Raw genomic sequence first — 25,485 nt, 5'->3', positions numbered from 1 at the left:
TTTCATTGCGTGGAGATCGAGTGTACAAAAAAGCCGCTGAAAAGCGGCTTTTTTGTATCTGTTTTTTGACGCTCTGGCAATTTAACAGTAGGGCCAAGGTGCATTGCATTCCCCTCGGCTCTTGGCTTGTTGAGTACGGTTTTGAACGACCGGTTCAGCTTTTTGGGGCTTTGGGGCCGGAGTCGTTACAGCAAGCTTGTCACAGACTTGTAACTGTTTTTTGTACAGCATTGAGCGTTTAGTGACTTTATAGGCGACTTTCTTCAGCCAGGTCTTATTTTGATAGGTCTTGCGGGAGTAACCGCCTTGGCCTTCGTGATAGGCCAGGTAAAGGTTGTAAGGGTCGTTTCGTGAAATGCCGTTGCGCTTGTAAGATTGATAGTTGTACCAACCGATAAAGTCGAGGGAGTCCTCAATGTCAGTGCGGCGTGCCGACCAGTTTCCGGTGGCTTTTTGGTAATCGTACCAAGCCGGGTCCTGCGCTTGGCAGTAGCCGTAAGCGGATGAGCTTCTCGGTAACGGAATTAATCCCAATGCATACTCCCGTGGTGGTTGGGCATCGTGTGTGAAACGGGATTCCTGGTGGATGAACGCCATCAGAATGTATTCCGGTGTGCCCCATTTCTTGGCCGAGTCGTGCGCGGCCTCTTCCCAGTCGGAATCGTGATCGTAAATATAGCAAATGTTATCGTGGGTTTCTTTTGGCGGGTTGCTGGAGCAGCCGGCCAATCCAATGAGTGCAAAGAAGATCAAGGCGGGTTTAATCTGACGAATCATGGTGCTTACGGTCTCTCGCTTTCTGTTATGTAATTGAACGAGTATCGATAGATGACTTGTTCTTGGTTATCCAATACCTCGACATGCCATTGTCCCGGCCAGGCACTGCTCAGGCGCTTGCTGGACCAGGTCCGGAAGCGTTGGCTGGTGATTTTCAACGGCACCGTGGCCATCACCCGGTCTTTGTAAATCCAGCGATGGTATATCGTCTGGTCGGCGGCATGGTCGACTTGGGTAAAGAAAAACACTTTCCGTACATACTTCGGTACGAAGGGGCCAAGCGGTTGAGTTGGTGTTAGGTTCGACACCTCTTCAGCCAAAACGGCTTGTTCAATTCGAATGTCGCTGGCTTGAACCGGAGCCATGGAAACGCGTTTTTCCGATTGATTATAAAGGACTTCTTCGCGCGTTTGGGCTAAATCTTGCCGTGCCTGAGGGGAGAGCAATGACAAACCATCGTTTGTTGCCTCTGTTTTCTCTGGATGCGAAGGTGATGGTTCGGTGGGCGCTTTGGGTGTCATGGCTTCTGGAGAAGGTATTTCAGGCAAAGAAGTTGAGTTGGCTGGTGGGGTTTCGATTAGGCTTAAATCCGCGGTATTCATGGCGGTGTCAATGGTGGGGTCGGGAGATGGCTCCGATTTCACTTCCGGGGCCTTGGAAGCGGTATTTTCGCCAGGCCTGGCGGTTTCAGCATTCGCCGGGGCATCGATACGGGCTTGTTGTTCGGCTTTTTTGTCGTTGATTTGCGTAATCATCAGTGATGCGGTGCCGATGCCGGCGAGCATCATCATCATGAACCAGGCAAAACGACTTCGCCAAGGTGTTTTGGCATCGTCCTCTTCGCCGTTGGCGACCTCTTCCTGCAGTTGGTTCCAGCCCATTTGAAAGTATTCCCGTAAAGCGGCATCCCGGCGGATGCTGCTGGGCATGTGCGACATGGGCTTACCATCCAAGGCCAGGCGATAGCCTTTTTTAAAGGCGTAATGGTAATGGGCGTTATCCGTGTCCGGCAGGTTCATGGAAATCAGCTATCGGTCTGATCGAACAGCGCTTCAGCGAATTCATCGGCTTGGAAAGGTCTCAAGTCGTCAATTGCTTCGCCGACCCCAATAAAACGAACCGGAATGCCGAGTTGTTCGGCCAGGGCGAAGACAATCCCCCCTTTGGCGGTGCCGTCCAGTTTGGTCAGGGTCAATCCAGTCAAATCGACCGCTTCATGGAATTGCTGTGCTTGGCTCAGGGCATTTTGCCCGGTGCCGGCATCGAGTACCAGCATGACTTCGTGTGGTGCGTTGGGGTTGACCTTTTGAATGACGCGCTTGACCTTTTTCAGTTCTTCCATCAAGTTGGCTTGCGTGTGCAAGCGTCCGGCGGTATCGGCAATGAGGACATCGACTTTTTTCGCGGTGGCGGATTGAATGGCGTCGAAAATGACGGCGGCGGAATCGGCTCCGGTTTTCTGGGCAATGACCGGCACTTGGTTGCGTTCGCCCCAGGTTTCCAATTGTTCTACAGCGGCGGCGCGGAAGGTGTCCCCGGCCGCCAGCATTACGGACTTACCTTCGTTTTGGAATTTTTTCGCCAGCTTGCCAATGGTGGTGGTTTTGCCGACGCCGTTGACGCCGACCATTAAAATCACAAAGGGCCCGTCGTCGTTTGAAAGGCTCAGAGGCTGCGAAACCGGTTCCAATAACGCTTCCAATTGGTTTTTTAGTGCTTGAATTAACGCTTCGGGTTCTTTAAGCTCTTTGCGCGAGACTTGGTCCGTCAGGTTTTGGATAATTTTGTCGGTGGCTTCGACACCCACATCGGCGGTGAGTAGAATCATTTCCAGCTCATCCAGTAAATCCGCATCGATTTCTTTGCGCCCCATGACCAAGGTCGACAGACTGTCGGTAAAGTTACGACGCGTTTTACTCAGGCTGTTTTTCAGCCGGGTGAACAGGCCGGGTTTGCGAGGCGTTTCGTCTGCATCTTCCGCTTTATCGGATGGCGGTGCCGGCATCTCGTCGTGGGTCTCGACCGGATTGGGGGCTTCGATGGATGTGTCCGGGTTTTCCGGGGGGCTGGTTGAATCGTTTGGCTGGGTTTCGTCGGATGACGGTTTGTCTTTGCGTTTTAAAAAACTGAACATGTCGCTTCCTGTTTTAAAGCTTCGTCAATACTTGCGGCAATCAATTACGTTATTATAAATGAAATTCGTTTAATTTTAGGAGATTCCCCTATGGTGAGAATTGGATTATTCGGTCTGGTGATGGCGCTGGCATGGCCGGCTCAAGCCAGTATATCGAAGTTCAAACTCGACAACGGCATGCAAGTGCTGGTCAAAGAAGATCATCGTGCGCCGGTTGTGGTACAGCAGGTCTGGTACCGGGTCGGTTCCAATTATGAATACGGTGGCATTACCGGCATTTCGCATATGCTGGAGCACATGATGTTCAAAGGGACGGAGTCGTTGGAACCGGGTGAATTCTCCAAAGTCGTGTCGAAGTTGGGCGGTCAGGATAACGCTTTTACGTCGAATGACTACACCGCTTACTATCAAGTCGTCGGCACTCAGAATCTGGAAAAAGTCATGGAGTTGGAATCGGACCGCATGCGCAACCTGGTCATTAAAGACGAGGAGTTTCAAAAAGAGCGTGATGTGGTGACCGAAGAACGCCGCTGGCGTGTTGAAGACCGCCCGGGTTCCAAACTCTATGAATTGTTCAAAGCGTCGGCCTATGTGAACAGTCCGCAGCATCATCCGGTTATTGGCTGGATGTCGGACATCCGTGCCTATACGGTCGACGACTTACAGCAATGGTATCAACAGTGGTATGCGCCGAATAACGCCACCTTAGTGGTGGTCGGTGACGTCGACCCGAAGCAGGTCTACGAATGGGCGAAACGCTATTACGGCGCGCATAAGCCGGAAACCATTACCCCGCCAAAACCGCGTGTGGAAATCGAACAGGAAGGCGAGCGCCGCATTCAGATGAAGGGCGCGACCAAATCGCCGAGCTTGATTATGGGCTTCCATGCGCCGTCGTTGGTGACGGCTAAAGACAGTCAGGAAGTCTATGCGCTTTCGGTGTTGAACAGTGTTTTGGACGGCGGTGACAGCGCGCGTTTGCCGCGCCACTTGGTGCGTGGTTCCAAAGTCGCGGTGTCCGCCGGCGCCAGTTACGATGAAACCAGCCGTCTGGAAAGCCTGTTTATGGTGAATATCACGCCTTCGGAAGGCAAGACGTTGAAAGAAGCCGAAGCCGCGCTTTGGGAGCAAATCGAGCAGTTGCAACAACAGCCGATTTCTGAAGACGAACTGAAACGGGTGCTGGCGCAAAGTGAAGCCCAGTATGTGTTTCACCAGGATTCGATTCAATCTCAAGCGATGATCTTGGGCTCGCTGGTCAGCATCGGATTGCCGACCGAAACCTACGATAACTGGGTTGAAAATTTACGTCAGGTCACGCCGGAGGCGGTGCAAGCCGTGGCGAAAAAATACCTGACGCGCGATAAAGTCACGGTGGCGACCTTGCTGCCGAATGGGGAAGGCGTGCAAACCCCGAGTGTACCGGTGATGGAAGGAGGGGTTCGATAGTGACGAGAATGAAGCAACTGACTGTGTGGGCATTCGCGTTTGCCTGCTTGTTAAGTACCCAGGCCTGGGCGAAAGTCGATATTCAAACTTGGCAGACCGCCAAAGGCACCAAGGTGATGTACGTCCATGCGCCGCAACTGCCGATGGTGGATGTGGAATTAATGTTCGATGCCGGTTCGGCACGAGACGGCGACCAATGGGGCGTGGCCTCCTTTACCTCGAATTTATTGGGTACGGCGACGCCGGAGCATGACGAAAATCAGATCTCTGAAGCCTTTAACGACTTGGGCGTGCAAATCGGTTCCAATGCAGGGCGCGATTCCGCCAGCATTCATTTACGCAGTCTGACGCGGTCGGAAATTTTGACGCCGGCGATGAAGCTGTTTGCCGAGATCGTCGGGCAACCGGTGTTTCGCCAAAACATTATGGCGCGTGAAAAAGCGCGTCTGATGACCGGTTTGAAGCAAAAAACCGTCAAGCCGCAAGCGATGTTGTCGGATGAACTCTGGGCGAAGCTCTACGGCGACCACCCATACGCTCATCCGGTACCGGGCACCTTGAAAACAGTCGAGGCCTTGACGGTGGAGGATTTGAAGGCCTTTTACAAGCGTTATTATGTGGCCGCCAATGCGCAAGTGACCATCGTCGGCGCGGTGGATCGCAAGCAGGCCGAGCAAATGGCGGAAGATTTGACCCGTTCCTTGGCGACCGGCGAAAAAGCGGCGGCGTTGCCGCAGCCTAAGCCGCTGGATAAAGCTCAGGCGAAAATCATCCGTTTCGGCTCGACCCAGACGTACTATACCTTGGCGCAATTGGGTGTGGAGCGCGGAGACCCGGACTATTATGCGCTCTTTCTCGGCAACCATCTGTTGGGTGGCAGCGGCTTCGGGTCGTTGTTAATGGAAGAAGTGCGTGAGAAACGCGGCTTGGTGTATGGGGTGTCGAGCGGCTTTTATCCGATGAAAGTGCCGGGGCCATTCCAAATCGGCTTGTCCACCAAAAACGCTTCGGCCAAAGAAGCGGATGAAGTCGTCAAACAAACGTTGGCGCAGTTTATGAAGGATTTTCCGGATGAGAAGTTGGCCGAAATTAAAAGTAACCTGATTGGTGGCTTTCCGCTTCGCATCGATAGCAATTCAAAAATCGCCGGATACATTGCGATGATCGGCTTTTACGATTTGCCGCTGGATTACTTGGAGCGTTTTCCGAAAAAGATGGCGGAACTGACCAAGGAAGACGTCCTTAACGCCTGGCGTAAGCATATCCATCCAAACAAAATGCTGACGTTGATGGTCGGCGAACCGAATGTGAAACCGATCGAAAAGTGACCACTTAAGCTTTCCGTTGTTTAAACCGCCAGGCCTGGCGGTTTTTTTTATTCCAAAACTGTGTCAATTCGTCTTGAAAGTTATAATGAGAGCTTTGCACGAGATGGATTCATGGAAACGTTTGGAAATCGAAAATGAAGTTTTTATACGGAATAACTTGGTTGCTGATTTTTCAGCTTGTAGGCGAGTCGTTGGCGATTGTATTGAATCTGCCGGTGCCCGGGCCGGTCATCGGCATGATGCTGTTGTTTGCCGCACTACTGTGGCGAGGGCGCAGCTCCGAAGCGTTGGATGAGGTGTCCGACGGTTTGTTGAGTCACTTGTCGTTACTGTTTGTGCCGGCCGGGGTCGGCATTATGGTGTATTTTCACCGTATTGCCAGTGAATGGCTGCCCATCGGTTTGACGCTGTTGCTCAGCACCGTGATTACGATGGTGACAACCGCCCTGACCATGTGGTGGGTGATGCAATGGTCGCAAAAACGATTGGCGAAAAAGGCGGCGGGTGATGGCGGAAAGTGATTTGACTTATCTCTGGGTCTACCTGTCGGCTTCGCCGTTGACCGGTTTGACGATGACGTTGGTGGCCTACACCTTAGCGCTGAAGTTGTATGAGCGTATGAACCGAAATGTCCTGCTGCATCCGGTTATTACCGCCATCGGCTTACTGATCGTATTTTTAACCCTGTCCGAGATGGATTACGAAGCCTACTTCGAAGGCGGGCAGTTCATTCATTTCTTGCTGGGGCCGGCGACCGTGGCGCTGGCGATTCCCCTGTATCAGCAGTTCCCGAAATTGAAAAAAATCTGGTTGCCGGTGACGTTCGGTTTGTTGGCCGGGGTGTTGACGGGTGCAATCAGCTCGATTGCCATTGCGCACGTTACCGGCGCGAGCCTGGAAACCTTATTGTCGCTGGCACCAAAGTCAGTAACGGTGCCGATTGCAATGGGGATTTCCGAAAAGATCGGAGGCTTACCGTCGTTGACGGCCGTATTGGTGGTGGTAACCGGTATTCTCGGTGCCGTGATTGGTGTGAAGGTGTTTCAGTGGTTGGGCATTCGAGACGACAGCATCAAGGGAGTCGCCATGGGGGTAACCGCGCATGGCATCGGTACCGCGCGCAGTTTTCAAATCAGTTCGGAAATGGGCGCCTTCTCCGGCTTGGCCATGGCGCTTTCGGCGGTGTTGACGGCCATTGTGCTTCCAACGTTGGTGCCATTGTTACATTGGCTAGCCTTGTTTTGAAACCGAATTTTCAGGTGGTTGAACGCCGGATTTAACCAATTCAATTTTAAGGTTTTTCTGTCGCCAAGCTGGTGCAGCAAGCCGGTTCGGTTTATCATATAAAGAATATTGATAATAGATAAAAACGGATGACTTCAGTGGTAGAGGTGACATGCCTGAACAGGCCCCGAACATGGCAGTGGTTAAGGGGGGCGATAATCCAAGCGGTATTGGCCTTTGTCATCTCATCCTTGTTTTTCTCCCTACCGGTGTCGGCGGACAATACCCTACCGGTGTCGTCCGGTCCTAAGCTGGAAAAAGTCACCGTCAAACTCAAGTGGCGCCATCAGTTTCAGTTTGCCGGATATTACGCGGCACAGAAGCAAGGTTATTATCGAGACGAAGGTTTGGAGGTTGCGCTACATCCTCGTGACCTGCTGGAAAACAACATCGAACAGGTCTTGAAGGGCGACGCGCAATATGGAGTGTCCGACAGTATCTTATTGTTGTATCAATCCCGCCAAAAACCCATCGTGATCGTTGCGCCGATTTTTCAGCATTCTCCACAAGTCCTGTTTACTCTCAAGTCTTCCGGGGTGGACAGCCCTTATAAATTAAACGATAAATTACTGGCCTTTTATAAAAAAGACACCGACGGTTTGCCGATTTTGGCGATGCTGGAGGAGCTGGACGTCAAACCCGTGATGGATCGGGTGATTATCGATAAATCGCCTATCATGCTGGTGCGTAAGGAAGTGGACGCCTATGCCGGTTACCTGGCGAATGAAGCTTACTTCTTCAAGAAAAACGGTGTGCCCTACGATGTCATTAACCCGATGAACTATGGCATCGACTTGTATGGTGATATGTTATTCACCACGCGGGATGAGGTCGAACAGCATCCGGAACGGGTTGCCAAAATGCGCCGGGCGACCATTAAAGGTTGGCAGTATGCGATGGCGCATCAAGAGGAAATGGCGCGCTATATCCTGAAACAGTACGGCTTGAAAAAATCCTTTCAGCACCTGATGTTTGAAGCGCGGGTGATTGAAAGCGTGATGGACTTGAATAGTGTGCCCATCGGCACTTTAAACGAAGGGCGGCTTCGATACATTGCCGACTTGTTCCAGAAACAAGGGCTGTTGAAAGGCTCGGTGGATTTGCAAAAAGGCATTTATCGGCCGGAGGATGAAACACTTCAATTAACACAGCGCGAAAAAGAGTGGATCAAGCAACATCCGGTGATTCGTATCGGTGTTGATCGCGCTTATGCTCCGGTTGAGTTCGTGAACGAACAAGGACAGTATTCCGGCATTACGCCCGAGTTTCTGGATTTTATATCGCAGCGTACCGGCTTGGAATTTGTGCCGTCTCTGCATTTGAAATGGCCGGAAGTCTTGGCCGAGTTCAAGGCGCATCGGCAGGATGTGCTGCCGGCGGTGATCGAGACCGAGGAGCGCAAGGCCTATATGAACTTCACGCAAGCTTACTTGAAGTTTCCGATGGTGGTGGCGACGCGGGATGGGGTGCCTTATATCGCCAATTTCAACCAGTTGCGTTCCAAAACCATCGCCGTGGTCAAGAATTATGCGGCGCATGAAAAATTACACAGTGTGTTTCCGGATGTGGCGTTGAAGTTGGTCGATAATGCCAAAGAAGGTTTGGAAGCCGTCGCCAACGGGGATGTGTTCGGTTACGTCGATAATGTGGCGGTGATTGGTTATCACATCAAAAAGTACGGTCTGACCAATTTGCAGATTTCCGGAGAGATGCCGTTCCACGCCAATATCGCCATGGGCGTTCGCCAGGACTGGCCGGAACTTTTGAGCATTTTTCAAAAGGTGTTGCAACAAATACCGAAACCGCGTTATGTCGAAATGACCAACAGTTGGCTTCAGATCAATTACAAGAAAGAATACAGCTGGACACAGCTGTTGCTCATCCTCGCGCCGGTTTTATTGTTATTGGCGGTGTTTATTTTCTTTAACCGCAAGTTGCGGCATACTCAAGACGAGCTTCGCGCCTCCAATGAGAAGTTGTCGGTTCTGTCGGTGACGGATCACTTGACCGGAATTTATAACCGTCAATACCTGGATCAGGTTTTGGATGCCGAAGTGGAGCGTGTAGATCGTTATCATTCGAAGCTCAGTCTGGTGATGATGGATTTGGACGATTTCAAGCGAGTCAATGACACTTACGGCCATCTGGTCGGGGATGAAGTGTTGGTCAAGAGTGTTGAAACCATCCACCATCTGGTGCGGAAGACCGATACTTTCGGACGTTGGGGCGGAGAGGAGTTCATTTTGATTTGCCCGGAAACCGATTTGCATCAAGCCTCGCAACTGGCTGAAAAGGTGCGGGCGGCGATTGAGACGACTGAATTTTCGCAAGACATACGCTTGACCTTCAGCTTGGGGGTGGCGCAATACCACGCCGGAGAGTCGGTCAACGAGTGCGTGGACCGAGCCGACCGCAACCTGTATCGTGCCAAGCGCAACGGTAAAAACCAGGTGTCAGCGAGCGAAGATTGATAAGACGCGCGTTGAACGCGCGCCGGTTCCTTAGGTTTCTTTCTCAACGGTCGCGCTCAATTTCTGGTAAACCCCCAGGCCGACGATCAGAACCACCGCGGCGAGCACCAACGTCGTCGGATAGACCAATAAGGTAATGTCCTGAATCCCGGCTTTGAAAATGAACACCAAGCCTTCAATGCCGACCGCAATCGACAGAATGACAATCACTTTGGTGATGGTCTGGCGTGCTTCAACCGGCGAACGCAACTCCTTATTGCGAAAGACCTCTTCTTCAATCATGTACTTGGCAACGTCGATGATCGCCACCGAAATGACGGTGGCGCCGACGGCCTGCAACATCATCGACACAAATTCGCCGTCCAATAGGTTGTCGTTGTCCACTTCGGACACGACTTCGTAAATCGACCAGCCGATAGTGGTGAAGGCCATGGCGAATAACACTAATGCGGCGGCGGAGTAACTGATGCTGATGATGAGTTCAAACATTTTTTTCATCTCATTCCTCCTTTGCCGCGAGTGATCAGAGCTGCGGCGTGTTGGGTCAGGGGTCTTCCGATACCGGGTGTAAAAGGCGCTTCAAGTGCCGGCGCCCCTGTTGGCTGGAAGTTGGCTTTGAGTTGGTCGGCTTTATTGAGCGCTTCAAACTTTTGCGGGTTTGGCGCTGGTTTAATGTATGAGACAGCGTTTTTGTGGTTTGGTAACGGGTTGAGTGTTGCATGGTGCCTCCTTTGACTTGTCCAATACGGTTTGTCATGGCTAGCGATGGCCGGGATGAATCGAGTCAACCGCAACCCGGTGATTTTGCCCGGCCCTGCTTCGGCTATTTAAACGGTTAGAATTTAAGCGGTTAGCATTCCGGAAAGCCTTTCGAGTCTTTCTAGCGGTGGTTTTGACTGCTGATGTTTAAAAACGGTCGGTGGCCGTCTGTAACGCCCGCTTTAGGTTGTCGTGTGCTTGCTCGATGCCTTGTTTGAGATCTTGCCAGGCCTGGTCGCTGGCGGTTTTGAGTTCGGCCAGTTTGGCCTCCGCCTGGTGTTGATAGGTTTTGAGCGTATCGATTTCCGCTTGAAGGTCGATGCGGGCCTGCGCATCGGCTTGTCTGGCTTTGGCTTCCAAAGCATCAATGTTGGCGGACCATTCATCCAGTTGGGCTTGGAGTTTCGCTTGATAAGCTTGTTTGTTACTCGTACTCATTTCTCACCTCGTCGGATCAATTTCGTGCGTGTAAAGGCCGCTTCTATGAAAGAAGCGGTTTCAACTCCCAGTGCCCACCTTACTAATGATGGGGAGGGTTTGTCAAACCGAGGCGTTTTTCGGGCTTTTAGTCGCAGACCTGGTGAGAGTTGGTTATCATGGGCGGGAAAGATAAACGATACTGGCTTAACAAAATGACGAAAAAACGACGCACACATGGTTCTCAGGGCCGACAAGCTGGCAAAAAATCCGTGCAGATGGGCGCTGTCCGTATTATCGGCGGTGACTGGCGGGGGCGTAAGCTACCGGTGTTGGATGCGCAAGGCTTGCGGCCGACATCCGACCGGGTGCGGGAAACACTGTTCAACTGGTTGCAGTTTGATGTGGCGGGTGCACATTGCCTGGATGTATTTGCCGGGTCCGGCGGGCTGGGGTTTGAGGCCTTGTCCCGTGGCGCGGCCGCGGTGACTTTTTTGGAGTTATCCAAGTCGAATGCCGAGCAGCTCAAGCAGAATGTGGCGACACTGCAAGCCAAGAACGCCGAGGTGGTGCAAGCCGACAGTTTAGTTTGGTTGGAACAACCTGCCAGACAACCGTTTGACGTGGTGTTTCTGGATCCGCCGTTCCATCAAGGGTTGATGCAGCCGGCGGTGGATAAGCTGTTTGCCGGGCAGTATTTGAAAAACGACCAGGCCTGGCTGTATTTGGAACAGGAAAAAGCGCTGGACTGGCCGACCTTGCCGGACGGTTGGGGGTGCCACCGTGAGAAGACCACCCCGGAAGTGCGTTACGGATTGTTTTGTATATCCGGTCATTAAGAGAAATGTTAGGCAAGCCTGAGCCGTTGCGTTAGAATAAAATTAGGGGAGGTTGCCATGACGCGCGGGAGGCTATCATGGCAACCGAAGCCGTTTATCAGAAGGCAAGAGGGACTTAATGGATGCAAATGTCGCTCAAACGATTTAGTGTGTTATGGCTAGCTGCATGGATGTTGATGGCATCTTGGGCGGTGAAGGCGCATCCAACGTTTCAAACCTTTTTTCAAGACAGCGGTTCCGTCATGTTGCTGGTTGATCCAACCAACGGTGACATTGTCGAAGCTAACGCTGCGGCGGCCAAATTCTACGGCTATTCCATTCCGCAACTTCAGCGGATGACCATTCAAGAAATCAATCAACTGACTCCGGAGCAAGTGGCCGAAGAGCGCCGACTGGCGAAATCCGAAGGCCGTAATTATTTCATTTTCCGCCATGAGCTGGCGGACGGTGAAATTCGTACGGTCGAAGTCCATTCCGAACCCTATGATTTCAATGGACGCACCTTGCTGCTGTCCATGGTTCACGACATGACCCCTCTGCGCGAGAAGTCGGAAGATTTCTGGCACTATCAAACCCGTTTGGAAGAAATGGTCGATGCCCAGCGTCAGGAGCTTGAAGCCTCCTATGCGCGCCAAACCTGGATTCTGGTGGCGGGCATTCTGATTCAGGCGCTCTTGATTTTGTTGTTGCTGTGGGTGATGCACCGGCGTCAAAAACTGCAAAAGTCCTTAAACGGTGTGGCCTCCCTGCTGACCAACATCATGAACTCGGCTACCGGGGTCGGTATTATCGCGACGGATACTGAGGGGATGATTACGGCTTTCAACCATGGTGCCGAAAAGCTGTTGGGGTATCGCGCGGATGAAATCATCGGCAAAGTGACGCCGTTGAAATTTCATGACAAGGAGGAAGTGAAGGCGCAACAAGGCGTGCTTTCGCGTCTGTTGGGGCGCCCGGTGAACGGCTTTGGTGTCTTTGTCGAGCAGTTGGAAGGCAATCAACATCGTCAAAGCGAGTGGACCTATATTCGTAAAGACGGTTCTCGTTTTTTAGTCAGCCTGTATGCCTCCAATATCTTGAATGAAGCGGGTAATGTGATCGGATACTTGGGGTTGGTTCAGGATATTTCCGAATTGAAAGCTTCCCAGTTGGCATTGGAAACGGCGCGAAATGAGCTGAAAGCGACATTCGATGCCTTGCCGGATTTGTTGTTTGAGGTGGACCTGAATGGCGTGATTCTCAGTTATCATTCGGCGGAAGCAGATCATCTTTATGTGACGCCGGATGTGTTTTTGAATAAGACGGTTGAAGCGGTTTTACCTGAAAAACCGGCGATTGTGATTATGACGGCTTTGCACAATGCCCATAAATCCGGTCAATCCTTCGGATTACAGTACGCACTGGATTTTGAAGATGGACGGCGATATTACGAACTGTCCGTGTCACGGAAAACGCCGTCGGATGCGACCGAAACACCAAGGTTTGTGGTGCTGGCGCGGGATATTTCCTTGCGTAAGCGTCAGGAACGCCAGTTGGCGGAAAAAGACCAGCGGCTCAATCTGATTTTGGAAGCCAGCAATATCGGGCAATGGGATTGGGACATCGTCAATGACGTCATGCTTTGGGATGCACGTTCTTATACGATGCTCGGTTTTAAGGAAAATGCGTTTAAAGTCAGCTTCGAGAAATGGCGGCAGATGTTGCACCCGGATGACTGTCACGCGGTGGAGCGCTTGCAAGCGCATTTGGAGGATAAAGATACCTACAGCGTCGAGTATCGACTTGCGACGGTGGATAACGACTGGCTTTGGATCGAATCGCGCGGGCAGGTGGTCGAGCGCGACGATGAAGGGCATCCGACCCGGATGGTGGGGATGCACATGGATGTCTCCGACCGTAAGCAGGTCGAAGATATGATTGCCATGAATGAAGAGCGCTTGAGAACCATTTTTGAAATACTGCCGATTGGCATTTCCCTGACCGATCGTGACGGGCATATTTTAGAATGCAATTCCGCGTCGGAAAAACTGTTGGGTATCACCCGAGAGGAGCATACCTCGCGGCGTTATGACGACGATGTTTGGCAAATTTATCGGGAAGACGGTACCCCGATGCGGCCGGATGAGTATGCCAGTGTTCGCGCTTTGCAGGATCATAAAACCATTAAAAATCAGTTGATGGAAGTTCGACGCATGGACGGCAGTACCTGGCTGAATGTTAACGCCACGCCGTTGGATCATCCTCAGTATGGTCTGGTCATCAGTTATGAAGATATTTCCGATAAACGTGCCGCCGAAGCGCGTTTGAACCTCGCCGCCAGTGTATTCACGCATGCACGAGAAGGTATCACCATCACCGATAAGAACGGATTGATTATCGACGTCAATCGTGGCTTTACGCTGATTACCGGTTACGAACGTGACGAAGTGATCGGGAAAAATCCGAACATTCTCAGCTCAGGACGCCAGCCCAAAGAATTCTACAATACCATGTGGAAAACCCTGTTTGATAAAGGGCACTGGACCGGTGAAATGTGGAACCGTGACAAGAACGGTTCGATTTACGCTCAGCTGATTACCATCAGTGCCATTAAAGACGGCAAGGGTTCCATCCAGAATTACGTCGGCCTGTTCACCGACATAACCTCATTGAAAGAGCAACAACAGCAACTCGAACACATTGCCCACTACGATGTACTGACGCAACTGCCGAACCGTTCATTGTTGGCCGACCGGCTGAATCAGGCCATGCTCATCATTAACCGTCATGGCGGTTATCTGGCGGTGTTGTTTATCGACCTAGATCAGTTCAAAGCGATCAATGATTCCTTCGGGCACGACATTGGCGACGATTTGCTGGTGGAGGTGTCCAAGCGGATGCGAATCGCTTTACGAGAAGAAGACACGCTGGCTCGAATCGGGGGCGATGAATTTGTGGCGGTGCTGACCAATCTGGAAGGGATTCAGGACTGTGAGGAAATTTTGGATCGGCTGTTGGTGGCCGCTTCCGATCCGGTTGAAGTTCAGGGGCATAGTTTGACGGTGTCCGCCAGTATCGGTGTGACCTTCTATCCGGATGACCAGGGCGATGCCGACCAATTGATGCGCCATGCCGACCAAGCCATGTATCAGGCTAAGCAGGAAGGCAAGAACCGTTATCATTTCTTCGATGTCAGCCATGATTCGATGGTCAAGTCGCAAAGTCGCATCCAGCGCGAAATGGCCGATGCCATTGAACACAATCAGTTGGAATTGCACTTTCAGCCCAAGGTCAATATCAAGGAAGGTCGGGTGATTGGTGTCGAGGCCTTGGTGCGTTGGCCGCATCCGGAAAAAGGCCTGCTGATGCCCGCCGATTTTCTGCCCAGCGTGGACGGTTTGCCTCTGAGTATCGAGCTGGATAAATGGGTGTTGCGCACGGCGTTGAAGCAAGCGAATATATGGCATGAACAAGGCATGCACATCAATGTAAGTGTCAATATCGGTGCCTACTTCATCCAACATCGCGATTTCATGGAAACGTTACGTGAATACGTGGCGGATTATCCGGCTTTACCGCCGTTTACATTGGAAATCGAGATTTTGGAAACCAGTGCGCTGGAAGACGTCGTCAATGTCAGTCTGTTGATCCGGGAATGCCATGAACTGGGTGTGCATTTTGCATTGGACGATTTCGGTACCGGTTATTCCTCCCTGACTTACTTGCGCCACTTGCCGGCCAAAATCATCAAGATTGACCAAACCTTTATCCGCGACATGTTGATGGATTCGGATGACCGAGCCATCGTGGACGGCATTTTGAAGCTGGCCCAAGCGTTCGATCGCGAAGTGATTGCCGAAGGGGTGGAAACCGAAGCGCATTTTGAAGCCCTGTTGGCGATGGGGTGTGAACTGGCGCAGGGCTATGCCATCGCCAGGCCGATGTTACCTGAGGCGTTACCGGATTGGGTATGCGAATGGGAAAAGTCGCCGCAGTGCGAAAAATCATAACCGACCGGATTTGGCATGGAACCGAAATCGTATCTCAAGTAGAATAGGCGCCATTCATTACCCTGAAAGAGTGAAATTATGTCGATCACAGCGGTTTACCCTGGCACCTTCGATCCCATTACCTGCGGCCATTTCGATTTAATCGAGCGGGCGGCGCGTTTTTACGACCGGCTGGTCATCGCCGTGGCGGATAACCGCAATAAAACCTCATTGTTTTCGCTGGAAAAGCGTGTGGCGCTGGCGAAAGAGGTGACGTCGGGCATGGACAATGTCGAAGTCATCGGTTTCAGCGGGTTATTGGTGGACTTTGTGCGTGAGATTGACGGCAACGTGCTGCTGCGGGGGCTGCGAGCCGTCTCCGATTTCGAGTATGAATTCCAGTTGGCGTCGATGAATCGTAAACTGGCCCCGGAAGTGGAAACCATGTTCATGACCCCGGCGGAACAATACGCGTTTATTTCCTCCAGTCTGGTGCGGGAAATCTCTGCTTTAGGCGGGGATGTTTCGGAATTCGTGCACCCGGTGGTTGCCAAGGCGCTGGACGAAGCCAGTCTGTAAACAGCCGTTTTCGCCAGGCCTGGTCGATTCTTCTATTATTCGTTGATAAGGTTTCAACGCTCCCTCTCAACTATCCATTCCGTAATGTTGGATGTGGTTCTGACGAGGTTTTTCGGTGCCAAAGCCCGTTTTCCTGCACCATTTCATATTTCGCCCAATGCGCGAATTCCTCGCGGGTGACGCAATCGGTGGTTTTGCGTTCCTGACCGGCGATTTGTTTGAAAATCACAAAGTCCTTTTCCGGATCGTCACTGCCCGATTCGTCAATGATGCGACGCATCGACCAATCCCGACCAATCAAGCCATTGCTGTAAACTCGACCGAGTTCGATGTCCGACGACGAAAGTTGCGTGTTCGGATGACCAATCAAAGCCAGAATGCGACGCAAATCGTATTCATTGATGTCCACGAACGAATCGATTTCCTTTAAGGCATTTAAAAAATCGCTGTGGGAAAAGCCGTCCTGCGATGCCGGTTGGGGCTCGGTCTGTTGTTGGTACCAGTAAGCCGGATAGCGCCGCCAATGAAAAAAAGCATTGAACAACACGGCAATCGCCAGGATGGAAAGCACATTCAATAATACCGGCGTCAACAGAAACTCGTAACCCAATGCATGGATGCTCTCGCCGCCGATGACGGCGGTCAAGGCGGTGGCCCCGCCCGGCGGATGAATGCATTTCAAATAATACATGGCGCTGATGGACGCGCCGACGGCAATGCTGGCGGCGAGAATCGGCGGGTCGATCAAGTGTGCGCAGCTGACGCCGATGAAGGCGGAAATCAGGTTGCCGCCAATCAACGGCCAGGGTTGTGATAAAGGACCGTGCGGAACCGCAAACAACAAAACGGCGGAGGCGCCCATGGAAGCGACCACGGCCAACGCATCCGGGAGTGCCAGAAAGCGGTGGCTGATCAGCAGGATGACCAGAATCGCCAGAAAACCGCCCAGGCCTGAAATGAGTTTTTCGGAATGACTGCTGCCGGCTTCGCGGACCCCGAGGTAGCGGCGAATCGTTGACCGCAAGTCGGCCATGCGGTTGTTTTGCGGTTGTTTGGGGGAGAGGCTGTCCATCTTCGTCCTTGAGAGATAGCGCATTAAAAGCGTATCTTAACATGATGGCTGGCGGCGGTTAAAATTGAGTTTTACCAGCCAGGTCGGGAATTTATTTGGCGATTAAATAATTTAAACACCTAGGCGTTGCGGTTGGTCAATCGCTCGACTATAATGCTTCGCTATGTACTTAAAGTTATAAAGAAGGCCGGACATTTGAACGCATCCAATCTCCCCGAACAGCTTGTGCAATCTTTCTTGATGGGCAGCAAACAGTCTCGCTCCGGGCAGCGCCGTTTGGAACTGCTGAACAAGATCGAATCACTGGGTTCCCTGTCGGCGGCGGCGAAAGCTTGTGGGATGAGTTACAAAGGCGCCTGGCAAGCCATTGAAGCCATGAATCAATTGGCGGAAGAACCGTTGGTGCACACCCAGAAAGGCGGTGCCGGCGGTGGTGGAATGGTGTTGACCCAAGCCGGTGAAGCCTTGTTGGCGGCCTATCGCTTATTCAATGAACAAATGCAACATTGGATGCGGGAGCTGGAGGCGATGTCGCCGAACATGCTCAGTCAATTGGAATTGATGAGGAAAATTTCCATGAAAACAAGTGCACGAAATTTATTCCACGGAACCGTTACCGAAATTGAAAAAGGGGCGGTGAATTGTGAGGTGACCCTGTCGGTGGGGCAAGGTAACGAAGTGATCGCGCAGATTACGCTGGACAGTCTGGAGCGTCTGGGGCTGGAAGTCGGTTCCGATGCGTATGCCCTGATTAAAGCCAGTTGGGTCATTCTGACCGAAGACTTGAACGGCACGGTGAAAACCAGCGCACGGAACCAGTTCTGCGGCGTGGTCACAAAACTGGATGAGGGCGCCGTGAACAGCGATGTGTCCATTCAACTGGAAGGGGAGCAAATGATTTCTGCCATCGTGACAAACCAGAGTGTCGAGAATTTGGGGCTGGCCGTGGGGGCAAGATGTTGCGCCCTGGTCAAAGCCAGTCATGTATTGTTGGCGGTTTCCGACTGAGGTCGGATTTTTTTGATTTAACGATATGTATCAAACGTAATATGTATTAACTATCATAACGGAGTGACTGTATGAAAACGATGATTCGTACCCTGGCCTTGGCTGTGGGTGTTTTGAGTGCCTCGATGGCGTATGCGGAGACCGCTAAAATTGCGGTGGCGGCCAATTTCACCAAAACCATTGAAGAGATCGGCAAGGTGTTTGAAAAAGAGACCGGCCATCAGGTGAAGTTCTCTTTCGGGCCGACCGGTAAGCTCTATGCTCAAATCAAAAACGGGGCGCCCTTCGATGCGTTTTTCGGTGCGGACGAGCGTCGTCCAAAGAAAACCATTGAGGACGGCATCGGGGTGGCCGACAGCTATTTTGTCTATGCACAAGGACAAATTGTGTTGTACAGCGCGAAGTTTCCGGTGAAAACCAGTCCGATTGAGGTCTTGAAAGCGAAACAATACAATCACCTGGCGGTCGCCAATCCGAAAACCGCGCCTTACGGTGAACGTGCGGTGGCGTTCTTGAAAAAAGAAGGTTTGTATCAGGACGTGAAATCGAAAATTGTCAATGGTGAAAGCATCGCCCATGCTTTCCAATACGTCGCCACCGGCAATGCCGAAATCGGGTTTGTCGCCATGTCGCAAGTGGTGGACCCGCAAAGTCCGGTGTACAAAAAAGGTCAATACTGGGTGGTGCCGCAGTCGGACTATAAGCCGATTAACCAAGGCGCGCTTCTGACTAAACAAGGTGAAAAGAATGCGGCGGCCAAAGCCTTTATGGCATTCATCAAGACGCCGAAAGCCATCGAGATTATCAAACGTTATGGCTATAACGTCAGCTAAGTTACAATAGCCTTTGTCTGAAAAAAACGACCAGGCCTGGTCGTTTTTTTATGGGAGCGGAAAAGAGACATCATGTTGGAAATCTTCGGTACGGAAATCAATTTGCAACCGATCTGGCTGACGCTGGAGGTGGCGACCTTGACCACGGTTATTCTTCTGGTGCTGGGGGCGCCTTTGGCCTGGTGGATGGCGCAAATGCGCTCGTCCAACAAAGTGTTTTTGGAAGCGTTGGTGGCCTTACCATTGGTGCTGCCGCCGACGGTGCTGGGGTTTTATCTGCTGATTTTGTTCAACCCCAACGGCACCGTGACCGAAGTGTTGCGTTGGTTCGGTTTCGAGGGGCAGTTGACCTTCAGTAAAACCGGTTTGGTCATCGGTTCCGTTATCTATTCCCTGCCGTTTACCATTCAACCGTTGATGCATGCTTTTGAGGCGATTCCACATCGCCTGCTGGACGCGGCTGCGACCATGCGCGCATCGTTTTTAGACCGTTTCTGGACCATTGTTTTGCCGTTGTCGCGTCGGGGGATTCTGGTAGGAGCCACGCTGACTTTCGCGCATACCGTCGGTGAATTCGGCGTGGTGCTGATGGTCGGCGGCAATATTCCAGGGGAAACCCGCATGGTGTCGATTGATATTTTCGACCATGTGGAAAGTTTGGAATACGATCAGGCGCATTTCCTGTCGGCCTTGATGTTGATTTTTTCATTATCGGTTTTGATGTTGGTGTATGCCCTCAACCGCCGTTTCAGTGTGAAGGTAGGGTAGACGATGCAGAAGCAACCTGTGATGCAAGGCCGTCTTCAACTGGACTTGGGCAGTTTTTGTTTGGACTCCGGCCGTTTTGAAATTCCGTTGCAGGGTGTGACGGTTTTGTTTGGCCGCTCCGGCAGTGGCAAAAGTACTTTGCTACGCGCCATCAGTGGCTTGGATAAAGCAACGCGCGGCGAACTTCGAGTGGGTGACGAGGTTTGGCAGGACGGTAAAGCCGCCTTGCCGACGCAGCAACGCCACATCGGTTTCGTGTTTCAGGATGCGGCGCTGTTTCCGCATATGACGGTACGCCAGAATCTGATGTACGGCGTCAAGCGCCTGCCGAAAGGCATCGAGCTGGAAAACTTTGAGGAGATTGTGCAGCGGGTCGGCATTGCCGATAAACTCGACCGTGCCGTGACGTATTTGTCCGGGGGCGAGCGTCAGCGGGTCGCGATTGCCCGTGCGTTGTTGATGCGCCCGAAATTGTTGTGCATGGACGAACCCTTGTCGGCATTGGATTGGCGTGCCAAAGCGGAAATGCTGATGCTGATTGAAGAATTGGTGGCGGCCTACCGTTTGCCGGTGCTCTACATCACCCATGCGCCGGCGGAAGTCGAGCGTCTGGCCGACCGGGTGCTGTTCATGCAAAACGGTCGGGTTGAAACCGTCGAGACGTTGCAACAGGCATTGGCGCGTCCGGATTCGCCGTTGTTTGACGAGCAGGGCGCGGTGTCGGTGTTGCAGGCGAGTCCGTTGCCAATGCAGGATGGGCTTCAACCGGCGCGTTTGGGCGAAACCGAAACCATTTGGTTGTCGGAGGCCGTGCCGAAGGATAAGGAAACCATTCGGGTGCGGGTATTGGCGCGGGACGTCAGTTTGGCTCTGTCCGACCCGAAAGACCTGAGTATCATTAACCATTTTCCCGCGGAAGTCACCGAGTTGATTCCGCAAGGCCAGCACCGTTTGTTGGTGCGCTTACGCTTGTCGGACGGCCAGCAACTGTTTTCGGAAGTGACCCAACACTCGGCGGAACGACTGAAGATTCAGCCAGGCCTGGCGGTTTTTGCCCTGATTAAATCGGTCGCGGTGACCGAATAAATCATCGAATCCTCCTTTCTTGTCGGACGGTCCGCTTTCCGGAAAATGCCCAGGCCTGGGCATTTTTTCATTTCAGTTGGCGTTATAGCCATTTCATGTGAAATATTTCTTTCAGGCCGGACAGGATGAATGTTGGCAGTGCGGCGATGAACAGTGTCATCAACAAGTGCTGCGGTTCCAGTGGCGTGGTGCCGAGCGCCAGGTTGCCGAACGGTGTGTAGACCATCAACAATGACACACAGGCCGATCCGAATACCGCCCACAGCAGCAAATGATTGCTGAACGGGTTGCGGTGATAAAGCGTGGTGAAGGTGCGCGCGTCGAACACATGCACCAGCTGGCCGAAAATCAACGTCATAAAGGCGAGTGTTTGAGCGTATTCCAGTGATAGGTTCAGGTTGAGCGCGTACATGAACATCGCAAAGGTCAGGCCGCCCATAATCAACCCCCGTATCACGATGCGCGTGCCGAGATTGTCGGCGAAGAAGCTTTCGTTGCCGGCCCGCGGTTTACGTTGCATTACGTCGCCTTCCGCTTCATCGACGCCCAGCGCCAGCGAAGGCATCCCGTCGCTGACCAGGTTGATCCAGAGAATCATCAGGGGCGCCAATGTCAGCAGCGGTTCGCCAATCATAATCAGAAACGAGAAGAGTATCGCCGATACCTCACTGACGTTGGCGGTGAGGCCCTGGCGGATGAACTTGCGGATATTGTCGTAAATGCGGCGGCCTTCTTGCACGGCATGGACGATGGTGGCGAAGTTGTCGTCCAGCAAAATCAGGTCGGCGGATTCTTTGGCGACGCCGGTGCCGGTGATGCCCATGGCGATACCGATGTCGGCCTTACGCAAAGCCGGGGAATCGTTGACGCCGTCGCCGGTCATGGCGACGACTTCGCCGTTGGACTGCAAGGCCTTGACGATGCGCAGTTTGTGTTCCGGTGTCACCCGTGCGAAGACCGATGTTTTCGGTGCCAATCGTTGCAGTTCCTCATCGCTGATTTGATTCAATTCGGCACCGGTCATCACCAGTTCGTCGTCCGAGTCGATGATGTCCATCTGACGGGCGATGGCTTTGGCGGTGATGGCGTGGTCGCCGGTAATCATCACCACGCGAATGCCGGCGGAATGGCATTCCTTGACCGCTTGGGTGGCTTCGGGGCGCGGCGGGTCGATAATGCCGTGAATGCCGGTGATGATGAGACGGTTTTCCAACTCTTCCAACGGCTGTTCAATCTCGTCGGGACGCAACGGGCGATAAGCGACCGCCAGAGTACGTAACGCCTGAGTACCGAACTCGTGGATGACGTCGTCAATCAGGTTGGGGTTACTGACGATGTCGCGACGTTGGTCGGCGTATTCGATGACTTCGGAGTGCTTGAGGATGACGTCCGGCGCACCCTTGACGATGAGCGTGTGATTGCCGTCCGCATCACGGACAATGACACTCATCATTTTGCGTTTGGGATCGAACGGGTGGGACACGACTCGTTGATGGGTGGCCATCAAGGCCTCTTTGTCAATGCCGGCTTTGGCGGCGGCCACCAAAATCGCGCCTTCGGTGGGAACGCCCTGAATCCGGTAATGACCGTCTTCTTCCAGTAAGGTGGTATCGTTGCAGAGCGCGGACATTTCCAGCATGCGATTGAGATGAAAGTGGTGTTTCGGGGTTCGGGTGCGTCCGTGGATGTCGGTGTAGTCGCCGGTCGGCTCGTAGCCTTGTCCACTGATTCGGTAATATTCGCCCGCGGCCCAGACACTGACGGTTTGCATTTTGTTTTGCGTTAAGGTGCCGGTTTTGTCCGAACAAATAACCGAAGTGGAGCCCAATGTTTCGACCGAGGCCAATTGTTTGGCCAGGGCCTTGTTGCGCATCATTTGTTTGGCGCCCAGTGTCAGCACAATGGTGACGACGGTGGGCAAGCCTTCCGGTATGGCGGCGACGGCTAAGGAAATGCTGGTGTTGACCATCCCTATGGGATCCAACCCCTTCAGTAAGCCGATGCCGACAATGACGGCGACGATGAATAGGGCGGCCCAGATCAAGGTGTGTGACAGTTTGGCGATGCGGTTTTGGAGCGGCGTCAGGCGGTTGTCGGTGCTTTGCATCAAGCTGGCGATTTTGCCGACCTCGGTTTTCATTCCTGTGGCGGTGACCACCGCCAAACCGTGACCGTGGTTGACGGAGGTGCTCATGAACACCATATTGACCTGATCGCCCAGTGTCGGATCGGCCTCGTTCAGGGCTTCGGTTTTTTTATGAATCAAATCCGATTCGCCGGTTAGCGGTGCTTCGTCGACCTCCAAACGGGTGACCTCGATTAAACGGCCGTCGGCGGGAACGATGTCGCCGGTTTGTAGCTTGATGAGGTCGCCGGGTACCAATTCGGCGGCGGAAATCTCTTGCCATTTTCGCTCGCGGCGAACCATGCACTTGGGTGCGGCCATATCTTTGAGGGCGTCGATGGATTTTTGCGCTTTGAGCTCCTGAAAAAACGTAATCAGGGCATTGATGAGGATGATGATGGTGATGGCCATGGCATCGACGGTATGCCCGGTGTAAAACGATAAGAGCGCGCCGAAGGCCAGCACCACCAATAATGGATTTTTCAGCTGCTTCAGGAATAACCGAAACGGTGAAATGCTTTCGGCTTGAGTGAGACTGTTCGAACCGAAGGTCTGTTGGCGTTCGGTGATGTGCTCGGGGGACAACCCTTCCTCTCGGTGGCTGTCGAGCTGTTGTAAAACCTCGTCAGGCGTTTTTTGAAACCACTTCATCTCAAACCTCTTACAGCGATAAGTTGTTGGACAGAATGATTTTATTCTGACACAAACGCCGGAGGCTTTTAAAGAATTATTCAGCGATTATGCGTAACCAATAAGAAGGGCGCTTGAATGACTTCGCCATCTTCCTGAGTGGCGATGACGGTCAGTTGCCAGTCCATGCGGTCATTGGTGCAGAAGGCCAGCATGGATTTGCCTTCGTAAAAACCGGGTTGGCCCGGTAATGGGAAAAGGGTGACGCGGTTATAGCCCATGTACATATTCAAGCCGGAAATATCGAGTTCCACTTTGCTGGCGTAAATGTTGTCGAGCTTGACGCGGACGGTCAAGGTGCGCGCCACCCGAATCGGTTTAGGGCGTATGTCGATGGTGATGTTTTGCTTTTCATGCTGAGTTTGGCAGGCGGACTGATGCAGCTCACAGGCGTCGTTCAACGGCCATTGCTCGATATTCGATGGCGAGGACGAGTCGCAACTGGACAGTGCAAACGTCAGTGATGTCAGTCCGACGGCGAGCCAGACAGGAAACGAGCGGATTGTCGAGAAGAAGGTGTTCATATGGCCTGCGTCGGAATCGAAGTGTCCAGTGAAATCTATGTGGCTATTATGTGGCTATATTAGAAGCTTTTTTTCATGCGCTCAAGTCGCTTTTTGGTGTCAGGGACGACACGCAGGCTATCTTCAGGGTTGTGCATTACTTTTGACAATGTTCGCAGAAGTAGGCGGCACGTTGATTCAGCACGGTTTTTTGCACGGGACGGCCACAGGTCGGACAAGGTTGTTTGTCGCGGCCGTATACGTGCAGCTTTTGTTCGAAATAGCCTGGCTGGCCACTTGGGCTGAGAAAGTCTTTCAAGGTGGTACCGCCTTGTTCGATGGCGGCGGCCAACACCTGTTTGATGTGGTCGACCAACTGTTCGGCTTCCGGGTGCGTCAGGCTGTGCGCGGGGCGCGTCGGATGCAGGCCGCTGAGAAACAGGGCTTCGTTGGCGTAGATGTTGCCGACGCCGACCACCACGGCGTTGGTCATGATGAAGGTTTTGACGGCCACTTTTCGGTTTTGAGCTTTTTGCAACAGGTGGTCGGCGTTGAAAGCATCGGTTAAGGGCTCCGGTCCCAGCGTTTTAAGCAAGTCGTGCTCTTCGGGGGCGGCTTCCGTCCACAGCCAGCAGCCGAAACGGCGCGGGTCGTGATAACGCAGCAAATAGCCGTTGTCCAGAACCAAATCGATGTGGTCGTGTTTGACGTGCGGATGGTCGTGCGGCAAGACTCGTAAGTTACCGGACATGCCTAAATGGATGATGAGATGACCGCGCTCGGTTTCCAGCAGTAAGTATTTGGCACGGCGGCGAATTGCGGAAATCACCAGGCCTGGGAGTTTTTTCGGCAGAGTCGTGTCCACCGGCCAACGCAGGCGGGCATCGCGAATAATGATGTCGCGGATGGTTTGTTGTTCGACATTCGGCTGAATGCCGCGTTTGGTGGTCTCGACTTCCGGTAATTCTGGCATGTTTCTTTCTTGATGTGATTAAACGATTTCAGGTGTCAATATTCTAATGCAGTTGGCGTAAAAAGCCAGTTTTCAGAATATGAGGCCTTAACCTTTCCGTTAAATGGTCGATAGCACTATTAAGGCAAGGGAAAAAATAAAAAACCTTCGAGTATCAGGAGGGTGAACAAATGAACACACAAGATTATTATGTGGACTGCGATGAATTAGGGTATTGCGTTGCCAATCACGACGGCGTGGTCGCGAGTTTCAGCTTGATTGAAGACGCTTATAATGCATTGCGTGAATTTCAGTCCAAGGATTTTCCGGAAAACTGGGCCAAGGTACCGCCGGCGATGCGGGAAGCCAAACGCCGTTTGTATGGCGTCGTTTCCTGACGCCGGGGTTCAATGCATACGTGATTGAGCGCAGGACAGCGTGAA

The 25,485-nt window shown here is 52.5% G+C and carries 22 protein-coding genes; 13 read left to right on the top strand and 9 right to left on the bottom strand.

All coding sequences use genetic code 11. The features are described from left to right. Window positions 1-81: 81 nt before the first annotated feature. The 3 genes from EPV75_RS10690 to ftsY are packed head-to-tail and all read right to left on the bottom strand — an operon-like array spanning window position 82 to window position 2,911. Window positions 82-777: a transglycosylase SLT domain-containing protein gene (locus EPV75_RS10690; RefSeq protein ID WP_128385383.1), complete on the bottom strand. Its 696-nt coding sequence runs from the start codon at window positions 775-777 to the stop codon at window positions 82-84. Between the two features lie 5 nt (window positions 778-782). Next, window positions 783-1,796: a DUF2914 domain-containing protein gene (locus EPV75_RS10685; RefSeq protein WP_128385382.1), complete on the bottom strand. Its 1,014-nt coding sequence runs from the start codon at window positions 1,794-1,796 to the stop codon at window positions 783-785. Window positions 1,797-1,801: 5 nt separating this feature from the next. After that, complete coding sequence (ftsY, locus tag EPV75_RS10680; protein WP_128385381.1) at window positions 1,802-2,911, bottom strand: signal recognition particle-docking protein FtsY; 1,110 nt, start codon at window positions 2,909-2,911, stop codon at window positions 1,802-1,804. A gap of 90 nt (window positions 2,912-3,001) precedes the next feature. On the opposite strand from ftsY, the gene EPV75_RS10675 reads away from it, so the two are divergent. The 5 genes from EPV75_RS10675 to EPV75_RS10655 all read left to right on the top strand — a co-directional run bounded on the left by EPV75_RS10675 (window position 3,002) and on the right by EPV75_RS10655 (window position 9,443). Beyond that, window positions 3,002-4,360: a M16 family metallopeptidase gene (locus EPV75_RS10675; RefSeq protein WP_128385380.1), complete on the top strand. Its 1,359-nt coding sequence runs from the start codon at window positions 3,002-3,004 to the stop codon at window positions 4,358-4,360. Between the two features lie 8 nt (window positions 4,361-4,368). Next, window positions 4,369-5,688 carry a M16 family metallopeptidase gene (locus tag EPV75_RS10670; protein WP_128385379.1) on the top strand — a complete coding sequence of 440 codons (1,320 nt, stop codon included), beginning with the start codon at window positions 4,369-4,371 and terminating at the stop codon, window positions 5,686-5,688. 134 nt (window positions 5,689-5,822) lie between these two features. Then, window positions 5,823-6,209 (top strand): CidA/LrgA family protein, encoded by a 387-nt coding sequence (locus EPV75_RS10665; RefSeq protein WP_029938887.1) that lies wholly within the window; start codon window positions 5,823-5,825, stop codon window positions 6,207-6,209. Beyond that, entirely contained in the window at window positions 6,196-6,933 is a 738-nt protein-coding gene (locus EPV75_RS10660) for an LrgB family protein (RefSeq protein ID WP_128385378.1), read from the top strand. Before EPV75_RS10665 ends, EPV75_RS10660 begins: the two co-directional genes overlap by 14 nt. A gap of 209 nt (window positions 6,934-7,142) precedes the next feature. Continuing rightward, window positions 7,143-9,443, top strand: coding sequence for a transporter substrate-binding domain-containing diguanylate cyclase (locus tag EPV75_RS10655; RefSeq protein WP_192893986.1), 2,301 nt, complete (start codon window positions 7,143-7,145; stop codon window positions 9,441-9,443). A 30-nt stretch (window positions 9,444-9,473) separates the two neighbouring features. On the opposite strand, the gene EPV75_RS10650 is transcribed toward EPV75_RS10655, so the two are convergent. Both EPV75_RS10650 and EPV75_RS10645 read right to left on the bottom strand, forming a co-directional pair. Further along, on the bottom strand, window positions 9,474-9,941 hold the full coding sequence (locus EPV75_RS10650; protein WP_029938884.1) for a hypothetical protein: 468 nt from the start codon (window positions 9,939-9,941) through the stop codon (window positions 9,474-9,476). A 408-nt stretch (window positions 9,942-10,349) separates the two neighbouring features. Further along, window positions 10,350-10,640 (bottom strand): sll1863 family stress response protein, encoded by a 291-nt coding sequence (locus EPV75_RS10645; RefSeq protein WP_128385376.1) that lies wholly within the window; start codon window positions 10,638-10,640, stop codon window positions 10,350-10,352. Window positions 10,641-10,834: 194 nt separating this feature from the next. Here EPV75_RS10645 and rsmD point away from each other — a divergent pair, with 194 nt between their 5' ends. The 3 genes from rsmD (at window position 10,835) to coaD (ending at window position 16,005) form a co-directional block, all read left to right on the top strand. Continuing rightward, window positions 10,835-11,458, top strand: coding sequence for a 16S rRNA (guanine(966)-N(2))-methyltransferase RsmD (gene rsmD / locus EPV75_RS10640; RefSeq protein WP_128385375.1), 624 nt, complete (start codon window positions 10,835-10,837; stop codon window positions 11,456-11,458). A 170-nt stretch (window positions 11,459-11,628) separates the two neighbouring features. Next, on the top strand, window positions 11,629-15,447 hold the full coding sequence (locus EPV75_RS10635) for a bifunctional diguanylate cyclase/phosphodiesterase (RefSeq protein ID WP_192893985.1): 3,819 nt from the start codon (window positions 11,629-11,631) through the stop codon (window positions 15,445-15,447). Window positions 15,448-15,525: 78 nt separating this feature from the next. Then, window positions 15,526-16,005, top strand: coding sequence for a pantetheine-phosphate adenylyltransferase (gene coaD, locus EPV75_RS10630; RefSeq protein ID WP_029938881.1), 480 nt, complete (start codon window positions 15,526-15,528; stop codon window positions 16,003-16,005). 70 nt (window positions 16,006-16,075) lie between these two features. On the opposite strand, the gene EPV75_RS10625 is transcribed toward coaD, so the two are convergent. Continuing rightward, complete coding sequence (locus tag EPV75_RS10625) at window positions 16,076-17,077, bottom strand: HPP family protein (protein WP_225972321.1); 1,002 nt, start codon at window positions 17,075-17,077, stop codon at window positions 16,076-16,078. A gap of 195 nt (window positions 17,078-17,272) precedes the next feature. Between EPV75_RS10625 and EPV75_RS10620 the strand changes: the two genes are divergently transcribed. The 4 genes from EPV75_RS10620 (at window position 17,273) to modC (ending at window position 20,772) form a co-directional block, all read left to right on the top strand. Further along, window positions 17,273-18,085, top strand: coding sequence for a TOBE domain-containing protein (locus tag EPV75_RS10620; RefSeq protein ID WP_225972320.1), 813 nt, complete (start codon window positions 17,273-17,275; stop codon window positions 18,083-18,085). A 71-nt stretch (window positions 18,086-18,156) separates the two neighbouring features. After that, entirely contained in the window at window positions 18,157-18,918 is a 762-nt protein-coding gene (gene modA / locus EPV75_RS10615) for a molybdate ABC transporter substrate-binding protein (RefSeq protein ID WP_128385373.1), read from the top strand. 72 nt (window positions 18,919-18,990) lie between these two features. Then, window positions 18,991-19,686, top strand: coding sequence for a molybdate ABC transporter permease subunit (modB, locus tag EPV75_RS10610; RefSeq protein ID WP_128385372.1), 696 nt, complete (start codon window positions 18,991-18,993; stop codon window positions 19,684-19,686). Window positions 19,687-19,689: 3 nt separating this feature from the next. Continuing rightward, window positions 19,690-20,772, top strand: a complete 1,083-nt coding sequence (gene modC, locus EPV75_RS10605) for a molybdenum ABC transporter ATP-binding protein (RefSeq protein WP_128385371.1) — start codon at window positions 19,690-19,692, stop codon at window positions 20,770-20,772. An 82-nt stretch (window positions 20,773-20,854) separates the two neighbouring features. Here the strand turns inward: modC and EPV75_RS10600 are convergent, their stop codons facing one another. The 3 genes from EPV75_RS10600 to mutM all read right to left on the bottom strand — a co-directional run bounded on the left by EPV75_RS10600 (window position 20,855) and on the right by mutM (window position 25,063). Next, complete coding sequence (locus EPV75_RS10600; RefSeq protein WP_128385370.1) at window positions 20,855-23,548, bottom strand: cation-translocating P-type ATPase; 2,694 nt, start codon at window positions 23,546-23,548, stop codon at window positions 20,855-20,857. Between the two features lie 80 nt (window positions 23,549-23,628). Beyond that, the gene (locus EPV75_RS10595) at window positions 23,629-24,111 is read right to left on the bottom strand and encodes a hypothetical protein (protein ID WP_127119244.1); all 483 of its coding nucleotides are present in this window, start codon (window positions 24,109-24,111) and stop codon (window positions 23,629-23,631) included. Window positions 24,112-24,247: 136 nt separating this feature from the next. Further along, window positions 24,248-25,063 carry a bifunctional DNA-formamidopyrimidine glycosylase/DNA-(apurinic or apyrimidinic site) lyase gene (gene mutM / locus EPV75_RS10590; RefSeq protein WP_128385369.1) on the bottom strand — a complete coding sequence of 272 codons (816 nt, stop codon included), beginning with the start codon at window positions 25,061-25,063 and terminating at the stop codon, window positions 24,248-24,250. A gap of 170 nt (window positions 25,064-25,233) precedes the next feature. Here mutM and EPV75_RS10585 point away from each other — a divergent pair, with 170 nt between their 5' ends. Then, entirely contained in the window at window positions 25,234-25,440 is a 207-nt protein-coding gene (locus EPV75_RS10585) for a hypothetical protein (protein ID WP_128385368.1), read from the top strand. The last annotated feature ends 45 nt before the right edge of the window (window positions 25,441-25,485 follow it).

It is taken from the genome of Hydrogenovibrio thermophilus (assembly GCF_004028275.1).
In the GTDB taxonomy this organism is placed as follows: Bacteria; Pseudomonadota; Gammaproteobacteria; order Thiomicrospirales; family Thiomicrospiraceae; genus Hydrogenovibrio; species Hydrogenovibrio thermophilus.
Note: the sequence above shows the minus strand (reverse complement) of the source record. Positions and strands in the feature narration are given on the sequence as shown.

Coding starts and splice junctions, on each gene's coding strand:
- EPV75_RS10665 (WP_029938887.1), top strand. CDS start 5,823: ATGAAGTTTTTATACGGAATAACTTGGTTGCTGATTTTTCAGCTTGTA.
- modC (WP_128385371.1), top strand. CDS start 19,690: ATGCAGAAGCAACCTGTGATGCAAGGCCGTCTTCAACTGGACTTGGGC.
- coaD (WP_029938881.1), top strand. CDS start 15,526: ATGTCGATCACAGCGGTTTACCCTGGCACCTTCGATCCCATTACCTGC.
- modA (WP_128385373.1), top strand. CDS start 18,157: ATGAAAACGATGATTCGTACCCTGGCCTTGGCTGTGGGTGTTTTGAGT.
- EPV75_RS10645 (WP_128385376.1), bottom strand. CDS start 10,640: ATGAGTACGAGTAACAAACAAGCTTATCAAGCGAAACTCCAAGCCCAA.
- ftsY (WP_128385381.1), bottom strand. CDS start 2,911: ATGTTCAGTTTTTTAAAACGCAAAGACAAACCGTCATCCGACGAAACC.
- EPV75_RS10625 (WP_225972321.1), bottom strand. CDS start 17,077: ATGGACAGCCTCTCCCCCAAACAACCGCAAAACAACCGCATGGCCGAC.
- EPV75_RS10685 (WP_128385382.1), bottom strand. CDS start 1,796: ATGAACCTGCCGGACACGGATAACGCCCATTACCATTACGCCTTTAAA.
- EPV75_RS10585 (WP_128385368.1), top strand. CDS start 25,234: ATGAACACACAAGATTATTATGTGGACTGCGATGAATTAGGGTATTGC.
- EPV75_RS10650 (WP_029938884.1), bottom strand. CDS start 9,941: ATGAAAAAAATGTTTGAACTCATCATCAGCATCAGTTACTCCGCCGCC.
- mutM (WP_128385369.1), bottom strand. CDS start 25,063: ATGCCAGAATTACCGGAAGTCGAGACCACCAAACGCGGCATTCAGCCG.
- EPV75_RS10635 (WP_192893985.1), top strand. CDS start 11,629: ATGTTGATGGCATCTTGGGCGGTGAAGGCGCATCCAACGTTTCAAACC.
- EPV75_RS10675 (WP_128385380.1), top strand. CDS start 3,002: ATGGTGAGAATTGGATTATTCGGTCTGGTGATGGCGCTGGCATGGCCG.
- EPV75_RS10595 (WP_127119244.1), bottom strand. CDS start 24,111: ATGAACACCTTCTTCTCGACAATCCGCTCGTTTCCTGTCTGGCTCGCC.
- EPV75_RS10690 (WP_128385383.1), bottom strand. CDS start 777: ATGATTCGTCAGATTAAACCCGCCTTGATCTTCTTTGCACTCATTGGA.
- rsmD (WP_128385375.1), top strand. CDS start 10,835: ATGACGAAAAAACGACGCACACATGGTTCTCAGGGCCGACAAGCTGGC.
- EPV75_RS10660 (WP_128385378.1), top strand. CDS start 6,196: ATGGCGGAAAGTGATTTGACTTATCTCTGGGTCTACCTGTCGGCTTCG.
- EPV75_RS10670 (WP_128385379.1), top strand. CDS start 4,369: ATGAAGCAACTGACTGTGTGGGCATTCGCGTTTGCCTGCTTGTTAAGT.
- modB (WP_128385372.1), top strand. CDS start 18,991: ATGTTGGAAATCTTCGGTACGGAAATCAATTTGCAACCGATCTGGCTG.
- EPV75_RS10600 (WP_128385370.1), bottom strand. CDS start 23,548: ATGAAGTGGTTTCAAAAAACGCCTGACGAGGTTTTACAACAGCTCGAC.